The 539-nt window shown below is 36.0% G+C and carries 2 protein-coding genes; both read left to right on the top strand.

Features of this window, described 5'->3' with window-relative positions; genetic code table 11:
* Positions 1-96 precede the first annotated feature (96 nt).
* Positions 97-498, top strand: coding sequence for an IS200/IS605 family transposase (gene tnpA, locus ABC831_RS26430; RefSeq protein WP_343251053.1), 402 nt, complete (start codon positions 97-99; stop codon positions 496-498).
* Positions 495-539: helix-turn-helix domain-containing protein (locus ABC831_RS26595; protein WP_425524627.1), on the top strand; the 45-nt coding region annotated here is incomplete at its 3' end. The genes tnpA and ABC831_RS26595, both read left to right, overlap by 4 nt.

The raw sequence follows: 539 nt of genomic DNA, 5'->3' as shown, positions 1-539 counted from the left end.
CTAAAGTGGGGGATGAATTGCGTCGCACACTACTTGATCAATATATAATGATATGTTATTATACAATCAGTCGAAACAGAAAGAAGCTGATTATACATGGAGTTAGACAATAATGCGCATTCAGTGTTTTTGCTATGTTATCACCTTGTGCTTGTTGTGAAATATCGCCGAAAGGTATTTGATGATTGTACTTCTGCTCGTGCGAAAGAGATTTTTGAGTACATTTCGCCGAATTATAACATTACCTTGCAAGAATGGAATCATGATAAAGACCACGTTCATATTCTTTTCAAAGCACACCCAAAGTCCGAAATCAGCAAATTCATAAACGCCTACAAAAGTGCAAGCAGCAGATTACTGAAAAAAGAATTTCCGCAAATACGTCAAAAGCTTTGGAAAGAATATTTTTGGAGTCAAAGTTTTTGCTTGCTTACGACAGGCGGTGCGCCCATAGAGGTAATCAAAAAATATATAGAAAGTCAAGGTGAAAAGCATTGAACAAAGCTTATAAGTTCAGAATATATCCAAATGCAGAACAA

Origin of the sequence: Diplocloster hominis, assembly GCF_032380655.1 — a bacterium.
Classification (GTDB): Bacteria; Bacillota; Clostridia; order Lachnospirales; family Lachnospiraceae; genus Diplocloster; species Diplocloster hominis.
The sequence above is the reverse complement of the archived record's forward strand: the minus strand, read 5'-3'. Positions and strand labels throughout refer to the sequence as shown.

Bases quoted from the DNA above. Each gene is read 5' to 3' on its own strand.
- tnpA (WP_343251053.1), top strand. From the start codon at position 97: ATGGAGTTAGACAATAATGCGCATTCAGTGTTTTTGCTATGTTATCAC.